A 17,670-nucleotide genomic window follows, 5' to 3' on the forward strand; every position below is an offset into this window, starting at 1 on the left:
GAATGGAAGACCAGCGGTCTCACGGAGCCGGCAATCCGTTGACATGCGGGGACCGCTTGACACAGCACGATGCGGCGACGGCATGACGAGCGCGCGGAGACGGGGTCGCGCACCCGCGCCGAAATGGATCTCCCCCCTCACCGGGCTCGGCTCCAGGCTCTGGACCAAACGCAGGCTCGGTGACTGGCGGCTGCGCAATCGCATGCTGCTCCTCGTGCTCGTCCCGCTGATCGCGATCATTCCGCTGGTCGGCGTGCGCGTGTTCTCCGCGGTCGGCAACCTCCAGAGCGCGGCCCATATCCAAGGGCAGGCGCAGCTCGCCCAGCAGGTGTCCACGCTGGTCAGCGCGCTCGACGACGAACGCGACCTCACCCAGTTGGCACTCACCGGGTCGGGCACCGCCAAGGACGAGAAGCTCGCGGCGGCGCAACAGGCCACCAACACGCAGGTGAAGGCGTTCGGCGAGAGCCTGGACAAACACCAGAGCAGCGTCGACGCACTGCCCGCCGCCGTACGCCTGATCGGCGCGCGCGCCGAGGCCCGGCTCGGTGACCTGACCCCGCTGCGCGCCTCGACCAAGGGCCTCGCCCACGGCGCCAACACGCCGACCTTCAGCGCCTACAGCACGATCATCGGCAATCTGCTGGACTTCAGCCAGCAGCTCGCCGCGGTCAGCTCCGACCACACGCTCGGCAGCCTGGTCACCACGCTCGCCTCGATCGAGCAGATCGAGCAGCAGACGTCGAGCGAACGCGGCTTCATCGTCGACGCGCTCGACCGCGGCTTCACGCTGGAGCTCAAGGAGAAGATCGAGCAGGCGCACTTCGACACCGCCAACGGCACCTTCGCGAACAACGCGTCGACCTCGCTCCTCAACCTGTACCAGTCGACGGTCAGCGGCGACAAGGTCGGCGCGGCCGACGGCACCATCCAGGTGGTCGCCACCGCCGCGCAGGAGGACATCCCGCTCGACAGCCTCGGCATCACCAAGGCCACCGCGTTCGACCAGATCACCGACAAGCTCGACGCCGTACGCATCGTCGAGCGGCAGACCGTGGCGGACCTCAACGACCGCTCCTCGCACCTGCTGTCGGCCGTACGCACCCAGCTCTACGAGAACATCGCCATCATCGTCGCCGTGGTCGCGCTGTCCTTCCTCGGCGCGCTGATCCTGGCCAGGTCCGTGGTCCGGCCGCTGCGCCAACTGCGGGTGTCCGCACTGGACGTGGCCGACAACCGGCTGCCGGGCGCGGTCCGCCGACTGCGTGATCTGAACCCCTCGGAGACGGACCAGCCGGTACGGGTCGAGCCGATCGAGGTGCAGTCGCAGGACGAGGTGGGCCAGGTGGCGCGCGCCTTCGACCGCGTGCACTTCGAGGCGGTCCGGCTCGCCACCGAGCAGGCGCGGATGCGCTCCAACGTCAACGCGATCTTCACCAACCTCTCGCGGCGCAGTGAGAGCCTGGTGCTGCGCCAGCTCCAGCTCATCGACGACCTGGAGAACAGCGAGCAGGACCCCGGTCAGCTCACCGCCCTGTTCCAGCTCGACCACCTCGCGACCCGCATGCGCCGCAACAACGAGAACCTGCTGGTGCTCGCGGGCGAGGAACAGAGCCGCCGCTGGGACCAGCCGGTGTCGCTGTTCGACCTGGTCCGCGCCGCGACCGCCGAGGTCGAGCAGTACGAGCGGGTGGTGCTCTACGAACTGCCCGACGTGGCGGTGGCCGGACAGGCCGCCACCGACGTCGTCCACCTGATGGCCGAGATCATCGAGAACGCCACGACGTTCTCCGGCCCCGAGACCCAGGTGCTGGTGGGCGCCAAGATGCTCACCGCGGGCGATGTGGTCCTGGACATCGCGGACGCGGGCATCGGCATCCGGCCCGAGGAACTGGAGCGGATCAACCGGCGGCTCGCCGAGCCCCCGGTCCTCGATGTCGCGATCTCCCGCCGCATGGGCCTGTTCGTGGTCGGCCGGCTGGCGGCCAAGTACGGCATCCAGGTACGGCTGACGAGTACGAGCAGGACCGGCCTGAACGCGCTCATCCGGATCCCACTGACTTTGCTGGTGTCCGCGAGCGAGTTGGAGGTGGACGGCCCGCAGGTCTTCGACCAGTCGGCGCTGCGGCCCGGCCCGTACGACACCGGCGAGATCGCCGGGCTGCCGCGCGGCGGCGTCGCGGCCGGACAGGCGGGCGACCCGCGCTTCGACGGCCCCTACGGGCCCGCGGGCACGCCCTCGCGCGGCCGGTCGTACGACGACGTCCCGGCGGGTCGCCACTCCGGTCAGCCCGACGGCGGCTTCCCGTGGTTCCACGACCAGGAGGAGGGCGGCGGCCCCGACGGCGACTTCTCGTGGTTCGCCTCGGAAGAGGAGGAGGCCGAGGCGGTCGCGCGCCTGGAAGGCCACGGGTCCGACCGGTTACCGATCTTCGACGCGATGAGGTCGCAGTGGCCGGCCGGGCAGGGACCGCAGCAGGCGCAGCCCCCACAGGGGCACGTGCGTCCGCAGGTCCCGCCGCAGCCGCAGGCCCTTCCCCACCAGCGGATCCAGCCGCCGGCCCAGCGTCCGCAGCCCCTGCCGCAGCCCCAACCCCAGGCGCAGGTCAGGCCGCAGGCGCAACCCCGCCCGCCGGCCCAGCCGCCGGGGAACCCCGCTCACCCCTCACCCTCGTGGGCCCGGCCGGGACCCGAGGACGCGGGCGGCCCGGCGACCGGCGGCACGACCGCCCAGGGTCTGCCCCGGCGGGTGCCGTTGAACAACCTCTCGGCCGAGGCACGGCCGCGCGGCCCGGTGCAGCAGCCGAACGCGGCGCCGACCGCCCCGCGCGCGGCGAACCTGATGAGGGATCGGCTGTCGAACTTCCACCAAGGGGTCAGACAGGGTAAGGATGGGTCCGACCGCGAGGGGCCCGGCCGGACGCCGGGCGGATCGGGTCCGCTATGAGCGGACTCACAGCTCCCACGTCCTCTGTGTTTCCCGTGTTTCCCCTGTCCGTAGCGCCGTCGGACGACGTCCTCGGCAGCATAGGAAGCAGCTACACCCATGAGCGATCTGAGCAACGAAGCACAGAACCTGAACTGGCTCATCGCCAACTTCGTGAAGCAGGTGCCGGGGGTCGCGCACGCGGTCGTGATCTCCTCGGACGGCGTCCAACTCCTGGCCTCCGCGTCCCTGCCCAAGGACCGTGGCGAACAACTCGCCGCGATGGCCTCGGGTCTGGCGAGCCTGACGCAGGGCGCGGCCCTGCTCTTCGAGGCCGGGGTGGTCACGCAGACCGTCGTCGACATGGAGAACGGATTCCTCTTCCTGATGTCGGTCAGCGACGGCTCCGTGCTGGTGGTGCTTGCCTCACCGACCTGCGACATGAAGGTCGTCGGTTACGAGATGGCGTTGCTGGTCGAGCGGACCGGCGACGTACTCACGCCCGACGTGCGCAGGGAACTGCAGAACGCGCTGGCCGGCTGAGGGCCGGCGCGATGGGCCGTCCGAATCACACCCGGAAGGATGTGCGTTCGTGAGTGGAGACCGAGACCGAAGGCGCAACTCGCCGTTCGTCCGTCCGTACGCCGTCACCCGCGGCCGGACGACGGCGCGGACCGACTTCGCGCTGGAGGCCCTGGTCGGCACCACCGCTCTCGCCTGGGAGAGCGGTGTGCGGTTCTTCCCCGAGCAGCAGGCGATCTGCCGGCTGTGCATGAACCTCACATCGGTGGCCGAGATCTCCGCGCTGATGAACATCCCGCTCGGCGTGACCCGCGTCCTGGTGGGCGACCTCGCCGAGAGCGGCTTCGTCATCGTCCAGCAGCCCACGTACGCCGAGGGCCGGCCGGACGTCACGCTGCTGGAGCGGGTGCTCACCGGGCTGCGCGGCCTCTGAGGCCGCGCGGTCGCGGTACCCGAGGCCCGGTCCCGCGCCGGTCCTGCCCTGTTCCCGGCCGTACGACGGCCGCGCCCGACGACCTACGGAGTGCCGTGCCCGAACTGTCCAGCCTCGCCATGTCCTTCGGGGCCGCAGCGCGGGACTACGACCGCTACCGGGTGGGTCCCTCGGCGCGGATGCTCGACTGGCTGCTGCCCGCGGGCTGCCCCTCGGTGCTCGACCTGGGCGCCGGGACCGGTCTGCTGACCCGGTGGCTCGCCGAACGGGTCGAGGACGTCGTGGCGGTCGAACCCGACGCCCGCATGCGGCGGGTGCTGACCGGCGTCTGCCCGCGGGCGACGGTGCTCCACGGGTTCGGCGAGCGCATTCCGCTGCCGGACGCGCGGGTCGCCGCGGTCACGGTGTCCTCGGCGTGGCACTGGATGGACCCGGCCCTCACGCTCCCGGAGATCGCCCGGGTGCTCACCCCGGGCGGCTCGCTCGGCATCCTCTACACCCGCCGCGACCGGCGGGTGCCCTGGGTGGACGCGCTGGACGCCTACGTCCACGAGGAGATGGGCAACGACGACTGGATCGGCGACCTGATCCAGCGCATGTCGGACGGACCGTGGCTCCCCGACGGCGTCCCCTTCGCACCGCCGCAGGCTCATGTCGTCACCTGGACGGCCGAGTTGACGGTCGAGGAGGTCGTCGCGATGTTCGCCACCTACAGCAGGTACATCGCCCTGCCGGACGGCGAGAAGCGCGAACTCGCGGACCTGATCGAGGCGAGGGTCCGCGAGACGGCCGAGATGCGGGACGGCATGGTCGTGATGCCCATGATCTGCCACGGCTGGCGCACCCGCCTGATCACGTCCTGACCGCGTCCTGACCCGTCGGGTGGGGAGCGCGCGGGCGGTCAGCTCCCGCAGGGCTCCTCGGCCTCCACCGGCCGGGTCGCGGTGGCGATGCCGATCCGGTTCCAGGCGTTGGTCGTCGCGACGGTCCAGATCAGACGGGCGGTCGCTTCCGGGCCGAGAAGGGTGGTGACCTCGGCGTGGACGGCGGCGGGGACGGCGCCGTCGGCGGGGCGGGTGAGGCGCTGCGCGAGGTCGAGGGCGGCGCGTTCGGCGGGCGTGAAGTCGGGGGAGTCGTGCCACTGGGGGAGAGCGGCGAGCTTGAGCGGAGGGTGGCCCGCCGCGAGGGCGGCGTCGTGGTGCAGGGCGGTGCAGTAGGCGCAGCCGTTCATCTGCGAGACGTGCAGCCGGACCAATTCGGCGAGTTCGGGAGCCAGGCCCTCGGCGGAGACCCGGGTCAGCTCGGTGAGCGCCTGGAGGGCGTCGGGGGCGGCGGCGGTGGGGTTGACCTGCGGCATGGGCGTGGCTTTCAGGGGTGTGGGGGCGGGGTCTGTTCGAAGCTCACCGGTGTCTCGGGGGTGAGCTCCAGGTCGGCGCCGGTCACCGTGGTGTCGGCGTGGACGAGGATGTTGTAGTGGTTGGGGAAGTGGCAGGCGTCAAAGCCGAGTACGGTGCCGACGGTCCTTCCGGCGATACGGACGGTGTCGCCGCGGTCGATGACACCGCCGCGGTCCAGCTCGACGAAGCCGAGGAAGCCCACGCGGTCGATCCGCGCTCCCGGCGCGCTGTCGGTGTGGTCGGTGGTGACCAGTTCATGGACCTCGCCCGCGCGCACGCAGCGGCTGGCGTGGGGTTCCAGGGCCATGCCGCGGTCGTCGCGGCGGTGGATGAGGACCTTGACGACACAGCCGTGGACGGTGCGCTTGAGACCGTCCTCGCGCGGGGCGACGGGGAGTTGGGCGGCGGGCTTGTGGGCCGGGGACTCTTGGGCGGCGCGCTCTTGGACGCCGGGCTCCTGCGCGGCGGGCGGGGTCAGCACGCCGTCACCTCCGTACGCCGGTACGCGGCCTCGACCAGTTCCAGGGCCGCCGTACCGCCGTGGTCGGTGCGGTACGGGCCGCGGAGCCGGGCGGTGAAGTCCGCGAGGATCGCCGCGTACTCGTGCCGGAGCGAGGACTTGAAGCCCTGGTGCCCGGCCAGCATGTCGGCGTGGCGCACGGACCCGTCGGCCAGCGTGACCGTCACGTCCTTCAACTCGCCCGGATACGACCAGTCCAGCTCGACCGTGGCACGCGCGGCGCCGGAAGCGGAGCGCAGCCCGATCGTGGCGCTGCGGTCGAGCCCCGTCCCGTCGTAGCCGATCCGCGCGGTCTCGACGGTCACCTCGCCCAGCAACAGCCGTACCAGATCGAACGCGTTGGGCCCGTTGTCGGCGACGCAGCCGCCACCGCACCGGGCCGGGTCCAGATACCAGCGGTCCTGCCCGATGTGCTCCTCGATCCGCTCGAAGTAGCGGACCGTGACCCGCTCGACCGGCACGTCCCGCGGCAGCGCGGCGGCCAGCGCCCTGACCGCCGAGTTGTAGCGCCGGTGGAAGGCGGTGAACAGCGGCGCCCCGGACGCCTCGGCGAGCGCGGTCAGTTCGGCGCCCTCGGCGCCGGTGAGGGCGAGCGGCTTCTCCACGCACACCGGTACGCCCGCGCGCAGGAAGTCGGCGCAGAGCGCCGCGTGGGCGTCGTTCGGAACGGTGATCACCACGCCGTCGAGCGGCGGCCCGGCGGCGAGGAGTTCGCGGTGGTCGCGGTAGGCGGGTACGGCACCGGACGCGTCCTGTCCGCCCCGGGCGGCGAGTGCGGCCGGGGCGCGGTCGCAGACGGCGGCGAGACGGGCCGCCGGTGAGGCGTCGAGGGCGGCCAGGTAGAAGCGGGAGATGACGCCCAGGCCGACGACGGCGATCGAGTGCCGGGTCATCGGCGAAGGCCCCCGTCCAGCGGGGCGGGCGCGGTCAGGCCGAACTTCCCTGCCACATCGCCGAGTTCGCGGTACTGCCCGGCGGTGACCGGCACACCGTCCGCACGGTGCGCGTCGGCCGTCGCGCCCTCGGTCCAGCCGGGATAGCGGACGGGCGAGGCGGGGTCGACCGGCGGGCAGGCGAGCAGGCTGCCGAACAGCGAGTCCGCGTCCGAGGCGACGTCCTCCGGCGAGCGGAGCATCGCGGGGGCGATGGCGGCGACCAGCGTGCCGATGTCGTCGTCGCGGCCCGAGGGGCGCCCGTCCCCGTCCAGCGCCTCGGGGGCCGGGCCGAGGCCGGAGCCGCTGACCAGACCGGCCAGCACCTCCACCGCGAGCCCGAGACCGTAGCCCTTGTACGCGCCGGTCTGCGGTGTGCCGCCGAGCCAGCCGAGATACGCCTCGCCGCGGTCGAAGGCCGCCGCGTCGGTGACCGGAAGCCCGGTCTCGTCGGTCAGCCAGCCCTCGGGCACCGCCCGGCCCGCGCGGGCGGCGGCGCGGACGCGTCCGGTGGGGACGACGGTGGTGCTCATGTCGAGCACGAACGGGTGGCGCGGCCCGGCCGGGGCCGCGACGGCGAGCGGATTGGTGCCGAGCATCGTGACCCGGCCGCCCGGTGGCCGGGCGATGCGCTGACGGCCGCAGTTGGAGGCCACCAGGCCGACCATGCCGCGGTGCGCCGCGCGGGCCGCGTGGTAGCCGGCGCAGCCCAGATGGGTGGCGTTGTGGACGCTGACCAGGCCGACGCCGTGGCGCTCCGCGCGCTCGACGGCCAGGTCCATCGCGTCGGCCGCGGCCCACAGGCCGAGCGCGCGCCGGGCGTCCAGGCGGACCGCGGCGCCGAGATCCACGGTACGGTCCGGCTCGGCCGCCGGGTCGGCGCGGCGCTCCTCGAACAGCGGCAGGTACAGCCGGGTCAGATTGGTCACGCCATGGGAACTCATCCCGGCCAGATCGCCGTAACACAGCGCCTCGGCCGCCGTCGCGGCCCGCTCCTCGGCGAGACCGCACCGCGCGAAGACGTCGGTGACAAAGGTCAGCAGGTCCTCATACGCGAGGCGCACCGTGCTGTCCGGCGCCTGCGCCGGAAGGGTCGACTGCGGCGGGCTCGACAACGGCATGGGGCTCGTTCCTCCTGCTGACGGGCGTGGACGGCGCACGGGGCGCGAGTAGCGCGGACGGGGGCGGTACGGGCGCGGACGGCGCGGGCGCGGACGGTACGGGCGCGGACGGTACGGGCGCGGACGGCACGGACGCGTCGAAGGCGGCGAGGAGGCGCGGGACCGTGGCCGCGAAGGCGTCCAGGTCGGCGAGATCGGCGAACTCGCCTTCGGCGTGGGCGCGGTTGGCGTCGAGGCAGCCGGGGCCCAGGACGACGGTGTGGGCGTCGGGCACGCCGGACATCCAGATCGCGTCGCAGGTGAAGGCGGGTTCGGAAGCTGGCCACCGCGGCACCTCGGCGCGGTCGAGCAGCGGACCGAGCCACGACGGGTCGCCGTCGAGCGCGGGCAGGCCGCGCTTGAGCCAGTCCAGCCGCAGGATGCCCGCCGCGTCGGCCGCGGTGCGGGCGAACCGCCGGCTGTGCCGGAAGGCGGCGCCGAAGGACTCCAGCCCCTCGGCGACGGCGTCGCCCAGCAGCCGCTCCAGCCGCCGGCCGGTGGCGGCCGAGCCGTAGGAGAGGTTGAGCAGCAGATCGCCGCTGCCGTAGACGCGGTTGTGCAGGGCGCCCGTGTGCAGGCCCGCCACGCACATCTGCCCGTCGGCCGGGTCGAGTTGAGGGTCGAGCGTGGCGGCGAGGTGCCGGGCGAGATGGCCGAGCAGGACGGTGGCGTTGTGTCCCGCCTCGGGCCGGTCGTCGATCGCGTCACGGCCGCGGACGCTCAGCCGCGCGGTCATGGCCGCGGTGCTGCGGGTCAGGGCCCGGCCGCCGGTGGGTTCGCAGAAGACGTTGAGCCGCCCGTGGTGCCCGGCGTCCACCAGGGGACGGGTGCCGAAGGTGCCGAGCGCGCCGCCCTCCTCGCCGGAGACGGCCTGCACCAGAATCCGGGTGTCCCGGGGGAGTTCCGGCCGCTCCCGCAGGGCGCCCCGCAGTCCGGCCAGCAGCGCGACGGCCGGGCCCTTCGCGTCGATCGCGCCCCTGCCGTGGAAGCGGTCACCGTCGAACGAGACCGGTTCGAGGCCCGCGACGGTGTCGAGGTGGACGTTGAACATCACCGTACGGTCGCGCGGTGCCCCGGCCGGGCCGAGGGCGAGCACCAGGCTGGGCTGGCAGCCCAGGAACTCCGGCCGCTCGGCGGCGGCTTGACGTACCAGAAGCGGTACGTCGGCGCGGTCGAGGCAGGCGGGCGGCGGGGCCGCGTGGTGCAGGACGGTGAAACCGAGTTCGGCGGCGGCCCTGGCGTAACGGCGCTGCGCCTCCCACAGCGCGGGTGCGGGCGCGTCGGGGCCGCGTTCGAGCGGGCCCGCCGTCGGCAGGGCGAGCAGGTCGAGCAGCAGGGCGCGGTCGGCGGGGCTGAGCGGGCTCACCGAACCGGCTCCCGTAGCGCCGCCCCGTCCGGCGAGGTGCGCGTGATGGCGCCGCCCGGCACCCGCACGCACGCGTCCAGCAGATTCCGCAGCGCCACCCCGCTCCTGACGAAGGCGGCGTGGCACCGCTCCTCCGGATCGCGGTGGTCCTCGTGCGGCCGTACGGCGATGTGCGGTTCGATCGACAGCGCGCCCCGGTAGCCGTGGGCCAGCAGGTCGCGCAGACAGTCGGCGATCCGCAGGTCGCCGGTGCCCGGCTCGCAGTAGGCGGGGCGGCCGTCGGGGGCGATGACGGCGTCCTTGACGTGGACGTGCAGAATCCGGTCGGCGTACGGCAGCAGGTCGGTCAGCAGCCGGTGGCCGTCGTAGCCGTACGCGGGGCCGTTGCCGGTGTCGAAGAGCAGGGCGAGCCCCGGGCCCGCGGTCTCCAGGAGGCGGACCATACGCGTGGCGTCGGCGCCCGCCCAGCCGGAGCAGTTCTCGTGCAGCAGCGTCAGGCCCGACTCGGCGGCGCGGTGGGCGAGTTCGCGGACGCGGCGCAGCGCCTCACGCTCCCAGGCGTCGGCGTCGAGCCCGTCGTCGGGGAAGGACATCACGCGGACGAAGCGGGTACCGAGCCGGGCGCAACGCTTCTCCAGGACCGCGAGTTCGGCCAGGTCGGCGGCGAAGTCACCGGTCACCGGGCGGGCCCAGCCGCCGATCCTGGCGTCCACCGCGGCGACCGACACCCCGGCGTCCGCGAGCGTCCCCGCGACCCGGTCGAAGGCGGTACGGGACAGGTCCGCGACCGGTGTGCCGTCCACGGTCCGCAGCTCGACCGACCGCCAGCCCAAGGCGCTGACGGCCGCGATCTGGCCCTCGACGCCGAGCGCGGCCTCGTCGCCGATCCCGGTGAGGCGGAACGGCTCGTCCGCCCGTACGGCGGTCTCCTGTTCAGCGGGCACCGGCCAACTCCCTTCGTGGGCCCGAGGCGTCGGGCGGGGCCGCCAGATTCTTGGCGTCGGTGAGCAGGCCGACCACGCGCGCCTGCCGCGCGAAGTCCGTTGGGCAGGGGCCGTCGTCACCGGCGAAGTCGGCGTAGGCGCGGAGCATGAACGCGGTCAGGGCGTCGTCGCGGAACACCTCGCGGTCCCCGGCCGGACATCGCGGTGTGGTCAGGCGCAGTTGGGCGTAGTGGTCGCACGCGTCGGCCGGGTAGTGGCCGACGGCGGTGCCGCGGTCGAACCTGAGCGTGATCCGGCGCTCGCGTACCGGTGAGGTGAGGTCGGAGCGGATGTCGCCGAGCACGCCGTCGTGGTGGGCGAGGCGCATTTCGGCGCCGCCGAGCCGGGGCAGCCGCCGTCCGTCCACGTCCAGGTCGGTGCACGAGGCGCCGACCACCTCGGCGTCCCCGGCCAGCCGCAGCAGGACGCCGAGCGCGTGCGGGACCTCGATGTCGAACGCCGTGGGGTGCCCCGAAGTGGCGAGCGTGCGCTGGAAACGCGGCTTGTCCTGCACGACCGAGATCTGTCGCAGCGGGCCAAGTCCTGGCCGCTCCTCCACGAGGGCGATCAGCCGGTCGGTGAGTGTGCTCGCCAACCAGGGCGCCACGACGGTGGCTTGGACGCCGGGCCGCCCCACCAGCTCCACCAACCGCGCGAGATCGCGCGGCCCCGCCGCGAGCGGCTTCTCCAACAGCAGCCTGCGGAAGCCGAGTCGGAGCAGTTCGGCGACGACCTCGGCGCGGGCCAGCGGCGGGGTGCAGATGTGCACGACCGTGCGCTCCGGGTCCAGCGACTCCCGTGCCCGCGCGAGCGAGTCCACGACGCTCAGGACCGTGTTCCCCGCCGTCCGGGCCCGTTCGGCCGGGTCGCGGTCGAAGGCGATCACCGGCTCCGGTGCGAAGAGCCGGGGCCGCAGGTCCCGCGCCCTGGCGAGGACCGGCAGGTGCAGACCCGCCCCCGCGCGGCCGAGGCCGACGACCATCGTGCGCAGCGGCATCTCCTGCGTCAGCCTTCCGTCGATACCGGTGGGGGGAAAAACGCCGGGCGCCGGGGGGAGTTGCGGCAAAGGGGGCGGGGCGCGACGACGTCGGTCAGCCTGCTCGCCCGAACCGGGCGAAGTCAAACAAACGCGCCGATAGCGCTCTTTTGTGTGAATCCCCCCATCGGCCGCGCCGCCGACCGCCGTCCGGCCGAGGGCCTGGCATAGCGTCGGCCTCCAGCGCATGCGGCCTACCCGGCGCATCCCGGGCAGCAGAGAGGCGGAGATGGACCTCCAGCACACCGTCGACCCGCGCGAACCGGCCCCCGCCGACGTGCCGTTCTTCACCCAGGCCGAGTCCTTCTCAGCCCTCTGGCCGCAGATCGAGCGGCACCTGTCGGAGATGTTCGAGGACGGGAAGTTCTCGCACGGCGCCAAGGTGGCGGAGCTGGAACGGGCGCTCGCCGCCTACACCGGCGCTCGGCACGTCATCGGCGTCAACAGCGGCACCGACGCCCTGGTCCTGCTGCTGCGCGCGGCCGGTCTGCGGCCGGGGGACGAGGTCGTCGTCCCGGCCTTCAGCTTCGTGGCCTCCGCCTCCTCGGTCGTCCTGGCGGGCGGGCGGCCGGTGTTCGCGGACATCGACCCGGTGACGTACGCCCTCGACCCCGCCTCGGTGGAGCGCGTGCTCACCCCGCGCTGCCGCTTCCTGATGCCGGTCCACCTCTTCTGCCAGCTCGCGGACGTGGACCGGCTCGGCGAACTGGCCGGGCGGCACGGGCTCACCGTGGTCGAGGACAGCGCCGAGGCGATCGGTATGCGCCGCGAGGGCGTCCACGCGGGGCTGTTCGGCGCCGGAGGGGTGCTGTCGTTCTTCCCGACCAAGACCCTGGGCGCGATCGGGGACGCGGGGGCGGTGCTCACCGACGACGACGAGATCGCCCGTACCGTGGACGCGCTGCGCCACCACGGCCGGTTCGGGCGCACCATCGCGGACTTCACCACCATCAACACCAGCAGTTCGCTGCCGGGCTGCAACAGCAAGATGGACGACGTGCAGGCGTCCGTACTGCTCGCGAAGCTCACCCGGCTGGACGCCGACATCGCCCGCAGGGAAGCGCTCGCCGACGCGTACAGCCGGCGGCTGGCCGGAACGCCGGGCATCCTGCGGCTGCCGACCGTCGTTGCCCGCGGCGGCACGGCCGATCCGGTCTTCTACGTCTACCTCATCGAGGCCGAGCGCCGTGACGAGCTGGCCGGGCACCTGGCCGCGCACGGCGTGCGGACCGAGACGTACTACCCGAGCCCGCTGCACCTCCAGCCCTGCTTCGCCGAACTCGGCCACCGTCAGGGCGACTTCCCCGCGGCCGAGGCCGCCTGCGCGCGCACCCTCGCGCTGCCGCTCTACCCCGATCTGGCCACCGACGCCGTGGACCGGGTCTGCGATCTGGTCCAGGACTTCTTCTCCGGAGCCGGAGCCCGCCCATGACGCCAGCGCCGATGCCTCCGACCGCCCCCACGCCGATGCCTCCGACCGCCCCCACGCCTCCGGCGCCCGCTCCCGTGCCTCCGCCCCCCGCGCCCGTGACGGTCCAGGGCGCCCGCCCGCGGCTGCCGTTCTTCCCTCCCGACCTCTTCGAGGCCGACCGGGAGCACCTGCTGCGCATCGTCCGCGACACCGGCACCGGACCCGCCCAGAAGTTCATCCTCGGCGAGCACACGGCCGGCTTCGAACAGGCCCTGCGCGAACAGCTCGGCGCCGCCGACGTGGTCGCCTGCGGCAGCGGCACCAGCGCGCTGACGCTGGTGCTGGCCGCGATGGACGTCGGCGCGGGCGACGAGGTCGTGGTCCCGGCCTTCGGCTGCGCGCCGCTGGCCGGTTCGGTCGTGGCGCTCGGCGCGACACCGGTCTTCGCCGACATCGACCCCTGGACGATGGTGGTCGACCCCGACGACATGGAACGCCGGATCACTCCGCGCACCAAGGCCCTGATGCCCGCTCACATGTTCTCGGTGATGGCGGACATGCCGCGCCTCACCGCGCTCGCGCGGGACCGCGGGCTGCGGCTGGTCGAGGACTCCGCCGTCGCGCAGGGCGGCGTCCAGGGCGGTGTTCCCGCGGGGCTGGCGGGCGAGGCGGGGGTCTACTCCTTCGTCCAGGTGAAGACCTTCGGCACGGCGGGGGAGGGCGGCGCGGTCGTCACCCGCGACGCGGAACTCGGCCGTACGGTACGGATGCTGCGCAACCACGGGCAGGACGGCGTCCACCGCTTCGTCCACCACCGGATCGGCTGGAACAGCCGGTTCGACGAGGTGCTCGCCGCCTTCCAGCTCCACCGCCTGCCGGGGCTGGCCGACCGTCTGGAGCGCCGCGCCATGATCGCCGGTCACTACACCGAGCGCTTCGCCGACCTCGCCGAGCGCGGTGTCCTCGCCCCGCCGCCCGGCCGCGACGGTCGCTGCTCCTACGTCTACACGCTCCAGTGCGACCGGCGGGACGCGCTCAAGGCGCACCTGGCCGAGCGCGGCGTCGACTCGCACGTCTACTACCCGCTGCCGCTCCCCCGCCAGCCCGCCTTCTCCGGCTTCGCCGCCCCCGGCGACACCTGGCCCGCCGCGGAACGCGCGGGCCAGCGGATCCTCTCGCTGCCCGTCTACCCGCATCTGAGCGACGCGCAGGTGGAGTACATCGCCGACACCGTCAGGGAGTTCGCCCTGGCCCCGTGACACCGGCGATCCGTGACGCCCGTGATCCGTGACGCCGGCGATCCGTGACGCCCGTGATCCGCCGGATCCGCCCTAGAGCCGTACGACGCGCTCCCCTGACAGCCGGCCCGTCGTGTCGAAGAGCAGCCGGGCCGCCTTGGTGATCGCGCCGAGGTCGTACGCGCGGTGGGCCTGGAGCAGGACGACCAGGTCCGCCTCGGCCGCGGCCGGCAGCGCGTCGTCGTACCGCCGCAGCCGGGGGTCCGCCAGCGGCAGGTCCGCGGTGTGCGGGTCGTGCCAGCCGACCCGCGCGCCGAGGCCGAGCAGCCCGCTCGCCACCTCCAGAGCGGGCGACTCGCGCAGGTCGTCGGTGTCGGGCTTGTACGAGGCGCCGAGCAGCGCGACGCGGGCGCCGGGCAGCGGCACCCCGCGGTCCTGGAGCAACCGCGAGGCGCGTGCGACGACATGGCCGGGCATGACGCGGTTCGCGCGCAGGGCGGCCCGTACGACCTGGAACGCGTCGGCGGGCGCGCCTTGCAGCAGGTAGACCGGGTCGACCGGGATGCAGTGCCCGCCGACCCCGGGGCCGGGGCGGAACGACTGGAAGCCGAAGGGCTTCGTCGCCGCGCACGCCACCACGTCCCACACGTCCGCGCCCACGTCGTGGCAGTAGCGGGCGAATTCGTTGACCAGGGCGATGTTGACGCTGCGGTAGGTGTTCTCCAGCAGCTTCGCCAGCTCCGCCTCGCGCGTGCCGCGGGCCACGATCACCCGGTCCACGAAGCGCTCGTACAGCGCCGCGCACTGCTTGGCGCACACCTGCGTCACCCCGGAGACCACCTTGGGCGTGTTGCCGATGCCGAAGAACTGGTTGGCCGGATCGACGCGTTCAGGGGAGTAGCCCAGGTGGAAGTCCCTCCCCGCGACCAGCCCCGACGCCTCCAGCAGCGGCCTGGCCAACTCCTCGGTGGTGCCGGGGAACGAGGTCGATTCGACGACGACCAGCGTTCCCGGCCGCAGATGCGCGGCGACCGTACGACAGGCGGCGGTGAGCGGCCCGAGGTCGGGGCCTCCCGCGGGGGTCAGACCGGTGGGGACGCAGATCGCCACGGCCAGGGCCAGCGCGAGCGGCCCGGGGTCGGCGCCGACGGCGAAACCGGCGGCGAGCATCCGGGTCACGTCCGCGTCGGAGACGTCACGGACCGGGGACCGGCCGTCGCGCAGCGCGGCGACGGTCGACGGGGCGATGTCGTATCCGGCCACCGCGAGCCCGGCGTCGGCGGCGGCGCGGGCGAGGGGCAGACCCACGTATCCCAGGCCCACCACCAGCAGATCGAACGACATGACCGAGACTCCCCGGGGACGGTGGGCGCTGCGCGACGGGCGGTCCGGGAAGGTGCCCAGGGGCCCGCTCACCGCGATCTTGAACCAGTCCCCGCCCGGCCCGTGCGTGTGGCGGCCGGGCGGCGGTCAGGAGGGTGAATTCTTCACCCTGTCGGCGCTGGTCCCGCCTTCGCGGGAGCCGGGAGCGGCCGGTGACGACCCGCGTCCGAGGCCGATGGACAGCGGGCCGGGCCACGATCGGGCCATCGGGCGGCCCACGACACAGCGGCAGGAGCACATTCCGTAGTCATATGCGAACCTTCTTCCGATATGGTCCACTTCGTGCGAACCCGGACATTCGGTCCGGGCCGTCCGAGGAGAGTTCATGACCCGTTTTGTCACGGCGAAGCGTGCCGCTGTCGCAGCCACCGCCACCGGCGCCGCAGCCCTCGCCCTGGTGGCCGGTTCCTCCGCCACCGCCACCGCGACCGCCTCGCAGGTACGCGCCACCCCGCCCGCGCTGACGCTGGACTTCAGCGGCAACAACAGCGCGGGCGCCGCCGCCAGCACGGTGGGCGCGGGCTTCGGCGGCAGCGCCACGGTCAAGGACTCCTCCGGGAACGTGGTCGGCACCGCCTACGACATGTGCGACAAGGACGCCGTCTCCGCCAAGGAGGTGACCGCCTTCTGCCACGCGGACATCGTCTTCAACGGCGGTGACCAGGTCGCCCTCTCGGTGGTCTTCCCGATCCAGAACCCGCTCACCGCCACGTACCCGAAGTCCTTCGACGCCGTCGTCGTCGGCGGCACCGGCGCCTACAAGGGCCTCACCGGCGCGGCGCACTTCACCAACACCGCGCTCGCGGTCTACACGGTGAGCTGGGACGCCTGAGGGATCTGACGTCCTTTCCGGTGGGCCGTCGTCCGGACGGCGGCCCACCGCAACCCCGCCCACGCACCGGAGAGTCCATGCCAGCCGCGAGTCCCGGCACGACCACCGCCACGGCGGCGACGGCCGAGCGCCCCGAAGGCGACTACGCCTTCGACAACGACAGCCCGTACGCCACCGAGCAGCACCGCTGCCTGGCCGCCGCCCACGACGCGATCACCACCGCGCGGCTGGCGGAGACCGGCGTCGGCCCCGGCTGGGACTGCCTGGAGGCCGGAGCGGGCGGCGGCAGCGTCGCTCTGTGGCTGGCCGACCGCACCGCGCCCGGCGGCAGTGTGCTGGCCACCGACATCAAGCCCGAGCACATCCCCGCCCGCCCCGGGCTCGAACAGCGCCGCCACGACATCGTGCGCGACCCGCTCCCCGACGCGGCCTTCGACCTCGTCCACTCCCGCCTGGTGCTCACCCACCTGCCCCGGCGGCGGGCCGTGCTCGGCCGGCTGCTGCGCGCCCTGCGGCCCGGCGGGCACCTCCAGTTGGAGGAGTTCGACATCGACTACGCGCCGGTGCTCCTCGCCCCCGACGAGCGCACCCGCGCGGGCTACGAGGCGTTCCGGGCCGCCAAGGGCCGCGCGCTGCGGGCCGCGGGAGCCGACCCCGCGTGGGGACGCACCTGCGCCGCGGACCTGCGGGCCGCCGGATTCACCGACATCGAGCCCGTACCGCATCTGGTGCCCTGGACCGCGGACTCCCCGGGCCTGCGGCTGCAACTGCACCACACCTACCACCTGCGGGACGCGCTCCTGGAGCACGGGATGACGGAGGACGAACTGCTGGCGGCGCGCGACGCGATGCGCCACCCGGACTTCCGCGCCGCCTCCTGCGTCCTGTACTGCGTACAGGCGAGGCGACCGGAGTGACGGCCACCGTGGCCGGACCCCGTACCACCGCGGCCGGACCCCGTACCACCGCGGCGACGCGTGTCGTGACGGCGGCGCCTTCCGTGCGCGGCGGCGCGCCCGCCACGGCCGTCCACCTCGCCGTCGCCCATCTGCGGGCGCTCGGCTGCGGCACCGAGCAAGGACGGTCGGGAGCGTTCACCGCGCACTCCGGCCGGGTCAGGGCGCGCTGTGAGGTGAGCTGGGCCGGGCCGGTGGACCTCCCGCTGGCCGGCGAGGCCGACGTACAGGCCGCGTGCGGTCTGACGCATGTGCACGGCCGCCGCTACGGAGGCCCGACCCCGCTCGGCGTCGACTACGCCTCCTGCGTCGCGGGCGCGCTCGCCGCCACCGGAACCCTCGCCGCCCTGGCCGCCGGGCCCGCCGACGACGGCGGCGAGATCCGCGTCACCACCTCGGTCGCCCAGGCGGCGCTGCTCTCGGTCGGCCAGTACCTGGCCGCCGCGACCGCGGCCGACGACCGGCCGGAACCCCGCACCCCCGGCGGCCCGCCCTTCGCCGCCGCCGACGGCGTCCGGTTCGAACTGGAGACCCTGGACCCCGAGGCGTGGCGCGGCTTCTGGTCGGCGCTCGGC

The 17,670-nt window shown here is 73.7% G+C and carries 17 protein-coding genes; 9 read left to right on the top strand and 8 right to left on the bottom strand.

Features of this window, described 5'->3' with window-relative positions:
• Positions 1-82 precede the first annotated feature (82 nt).
• The 4 genes from BGM09_RS24370 to BGM09_RS24385 all read left to right on the top strand — a co-directional run bounded on the left by BGM09_RS24370 (position 83) and on the right by BGM09_RS24385 (position 4,744).
• Positions 83-2,947, top strand: coding sequence for a nitrate- and nitrite sensing domain-containing protein (locus BGM09_RS24370; RefSeq protein WP_188283830.1), 2,865 nt, complete (start codon positions 83-85; stop codon positions 2,945-2,947).
• A gap of 99 nt (positions 2,948-3,046) precedes the next feature.
• The gene (locus BGM09_RS24375; RefSeq protein WP_188283831.1) at positions 3,047-3,469 is read left to right on the top strand and encodes a roadblock/LC7 domain-containing protein; all 423 of its coding nucleotides are present in this window, start codon (positions 3,047-3,049) and stop codon (positions 3,467-3,469) included.
• Between the two features lie 49 nt (positions 3,470-3,518).
• Positions 3,519-3,881, top strand: coding sequence for a DUF742 domain-containing protein (locus BGM09_RS24380; protein ID WP_188283832.1), 363 nt, complete (start codon positions 3,519-3,521; stop codon positions 3,879-3,881).
• A gap of 95 nt (positions 3,882-3,976) precedes the next feature.
• Complete coding sequence (locus BGM09_RS24385; protein ID WP_188283833.1) at positions 3,977-4,744, top strand: class I SAM-dependent methyltransferase; 768 nt, start codon at positions 3,977-3,979, stop codon at positions 4,742-4,744.
• 38 nt (positions 4,745-4,782) lie between these two features.
• Here BGM09_RS24385 and BGM09_RS24390 read toward each other — a convergent pair whose 3' ends face one another.
• Genes BGM09_RS24390 through BGM09_RS24420 form a run of 7 tightly spaced genes read right to left on the bottom strand, consistent with a single transcriptional unit; the run spans position 4,783 to position 11,236 of the window.
• The gene (locus BGM09_RS24390) at positions 4,783-5,238 is read right to left on the bottom strand and encodes a carboxymuconolactone decarboxylase family protein (RefSeq protein ID WP_188283834.1); all 456 of its coding nucleotides are present in this window, start codon (positions 5,236-5,238) and stop codon (positions 4,783-4,785) included.
• 11 nt (positions 5,239-5,249) lie between these two features.
• Entirely contained in the window at positions 5,250-5,759 is a 510-nt protein-coding gene (locus tag BGM09_RS24395; RefSeq protein ID WP_317452876.1) for a DUF6917 domain-containing protein, read from the bottom strand.
• On the bottom strand, positions 5,753-6,691 hold the full coding sequence (locus BGM09_RS24400) for a Gfo/Idh/MocA family protein (RefSeq protein WP_188283835.1): 939 nt from the start codon (positions 6,689-6,691) through the stop codon (positions 5,753-5,755). The genes BGM09_RS24395 and BGM09_RS24400 overlap by 7 nt, the downstream gene beginning before the upstream one ends.
• Entirely contained in the window at positions 6,688-7,851 is a 1,164-nt protein-coding gene (locus BGM09_RS24405; RefSeq protein WP_188283836.1) for an Ldh family oxidoreductase, read from the bottom strand. Before BGM09_RS24405 ends, BGM09_RS24400 begins: the two co-directional genes overlap by 4 nt.
• Positions 7,778-9,256, bottom strand: coding sequence for a M20/M25/M40 family metallo-hydrolase (locus BGM09_RS24410; RefSeq protein WP_188283837.1), 1,479 nt, complete (start codon positions 9,254-9,256; stop codon positions 7,778-7,780). Before BGM09_RS24410 ends, BGM09_RS24405 begins: the two co-directional genes overlap by 74 nt.
• Entirely contained in the window at positions 9,253-10,200 is a 948-nt protein-coding gene (locus BGM09_RS24415; RefSeq protein ID WP_188283838.1) for a sugar phosphate isomerase/epimerase family protein, read from the bottom strand. The genes BGM09_RS24410 and BGM09_RS24415 overlap by 4 nt, the downstream gene beginning before the upstream one ends.
• Positions 10,190-11,236, bottom strand: a complete 1,047-nt coding sequence (locus tag BGM09_RS24420; RefSeq protein WP_188283839.1) for a Gfo/Idh/MocA family oxidoreductase — start codon at positions 11,234-11,236, stop codon at positions 10,190-10,192. Before BGM09_RS24420 ends, BGM09_RS24415 begins: the two co-directional genes overlap by 11 nt.
• Before the next feature lie 268 nt (positions 11,237-11,504).
• On the opposite strand from BGM09_RS24420, the gene BGM09_RS24425 reads away from it, so the two are divergent.
• Positions 11,505-12,707, top strand: a complete 1,203-nt coding sequence (locus BGM09_RS24425; protein WP_188283840.1) for a DegT/DnrJ/EryC1/StrS family aminotransferase — start codon at positions 11,505-11,507, stop codon at positions 12,705-12,707.
• A gap of 95 nt (positions 12,708-12,802) precedes the next feature.
• Positions 12,803-13,945, top strand: coding sequence for a DegT/DnrJ/EryC1/StrS family aminotransferase (locus tag BGM09_RS24430; protein WP_317452877.1), 1,143 nt, complete (start codon positions 12,803-12,805; stop codon positions 13,943-13,945).
• A gap of 72 nt (positions 13,946-14,017) precedes the next feature.
• Here the strand turns inward: BGM09_RS24430 and BGM09_RS24435 are convergent, their stop codons facing one another.
• Positions 14,018-15,268, bottom strand: a complete 1,251-nt coding sequence (locus BGM09_RS24435; RefSeq protein ID WP_188283841.1) for a nucleotide sugar dehydrogenase — start codon at positions 15,266-15,268, stop codon at positions 14,018-14,020.
• Positions 15,269-15,632: 364 nt separating this feature from the next.
• Between BGM09_RS24435 and BGM09_RS24440 the strand changes: the two genes are divergently transcribed.
• The 3 genes from BGM09_RS24440 to BGM09_RS24450 form a co-directional block, all read left to right on the top strand.
• The gene (locus BGM09_RS24440) at positions 15,633-16,139 is read left to right on the top strand and encodes a hypothetical protein (protein WP_188283842.1); all 507 of its coding nucleotides are present in this window, start codon (positions 15,633-15,635) and stop codon (positions 16,137-16,139) included.
• A gap of 77 nt (positions 16,140-16,216) precedes the next feature.
• Positions 16,217-17,056: a class I SAM-dependent methyltransferase gene (locus BGM09_RS24445; protein ID WP_188283843.1), complete on the top strand. Its 840-nt coding sequence runs from the start codon at positions 16,217-16,219 to the stop codon at positions 17,054-17,056.
• A partial coding sequence (locus BGM09_RS24450) for a CoA transferase (RefSeq protein ID WP_317452878.1) occupies positions 17,053-17,670 on the top strand: 618 nt, incomplete at its 3' end. The genes BGM09_RS24445 and BGM09_RS24450, both read left to right, overlap by 4 nt.

Origin of the sequence: Streptomyces sp. CBMA29 (assembly GCF_014596445.1) — a bacterium.
In the GTDB taxonomy this organism is placed as follows: Bacteria; Actinomycetota; Actinomycetes; order Streptomycetales; family Streptomycetaceae; genus Actinacidiphila.